Source organism: Halomonas sp. 3A7M, assembly GCF_014897875.1.
Classification (GTDB): domain Bacteria; phylum Pseudomonadota; class Gammaproteobacteria; order Pseudomonadales; family Halomonadaceae; genus Vreelandella.
On the sequence record NZ_JABUZD010000033.1, the window covers coordinates 1 to 1,404 of the forward strand.

The window sequence follows — 1,404 nt, forward strand, 5'->3', positions numbered from 1 at the left end:
TTGACATCCTCCCCTCCCTCAGCTTGCGCTGCCGCCTTGCGGCGGAAAGGAAGGGGATTCCCAGGTCGTTACCTTCCTGGTTCCTGCTTCGATGTTCGTTGCCTTCAATGCCTTGGCACTGCTGGTCTTACACAAACTCCACAGGCGTACATTCCCGAGTGCCCCTCGGTATGATCTTTCAACCATCTGCACCGGCTAATAGCGCGGTGCCTGCTTGCAGAATGTTGCGGGCCGCATTCACGTCGCGGTCGATGCCCTGAGTACCGCAATCTGGGCAGTCCCAGGTGCGAACATTCAGCGGTAGTGATTCCAGCACAAAGCCGCAGCTATGGCAGCGTTTTGAGCTTGGGTACCAGCGATCAATCTGGACAAACTGCCTTCCCGCCCAGGCCGCCTTGTAGTCAAGCTGGCGAACCAACTCCCCCCAGCCAACATCACTGATGGCGTTAGAGAGATGGCGGTTTTTGACCATGTTCTTCACCTGCAAACTCTCCGCTGCAATCACTTGGTTCTCGTTAACGATCTGGCGGGTGAGTTTATGCAGGTGGTCACGGCGCGTGTCAGCGATCTTGGCGTGACAGCGAGCGACCTTTAACCGTGCCTTGGCTCGGTTGTTCGAGCCTTTTTGCTTACGGCTGAGGCGCCGCTGCGCCTTCGCTAGCTTTCGGGCATAGCGGGCAGTGTGGCGGGGATTATTCACCCGATGGCCGTCACTGGTCACGAACAGGTCTTTGATCCCCAGGTCGATACCGACCATCTTGAACGTAATTGGCAGCGCCTCAGTGTCTACCTTGCACAGACAGCTAATGAAGTAACGGCCTGCTGCATCCTTGGATACCGTCACTGTGCTCGGTGCCGCAGGCAGGTCGCGGCTCCAGCGGATGTTTAGCGGTTCACGGCACTTGGCGAGCGTGATCTGCCCGTCACGGTACGAAAATGCCGAACTGGCAAAGGTGGCTGACTGCCGGTGCTTCTTCGATTTAAAGCTGGGGTACCGCGCCCGCTTGGCAAAGAAATGCTTGAACGCACTTTGTTGATGGCGCAAGCATTGTTGCAGTGGCACCGAACTAACCTCGGCTAGAAAGGCGGTGTCCGGCTGCTTCTTTAACTGTGTTAGGAACGCGCTGGCATCGTTATAGCCGATCTTTTCCTGACGCTGATAAAACGCGTCGGTGCGATAGCGCAGCACCGCGTTCCAGACAAACCGCACGCACCCAAACGTCCGCGCCAGCAAGGCTGCTTGCTCAGGCGTGGGATAGAAGCGGTATTGGTAGGCGCGTTCGGCTTTCATGCTTTACACTTTAGACGAAATATTGTAAGGATGCAAAACACAAGGCGTCCTGGCGGACGCCGCGCTATCCATCCTCGCACTAAAAGTACGAGGTTTTCCGCGCTAACTGATAA

Annotated in this window: 1 protein-coding gene; it reads right to left on the reverse strand. The window is 56.4% G+C overall.

What is annotated here, in order from left to right; genetic code table 11:
- Positions 1 to 178: 178 nt before the first annotated feature.
- Positions 179 to 1,291, reverse strand: coding sequence for an RNA-guided endonuclease InsQ/TnpB family protein (locus INT19_RS02345; protein ID WP_074211468.1), 1,113 nt, complete (start codon positions 1,289 to 1,291; stop codon positions 179 to 181).
- Positions 1,292 to 1,404: the final 113 nt, after the last annotated feature.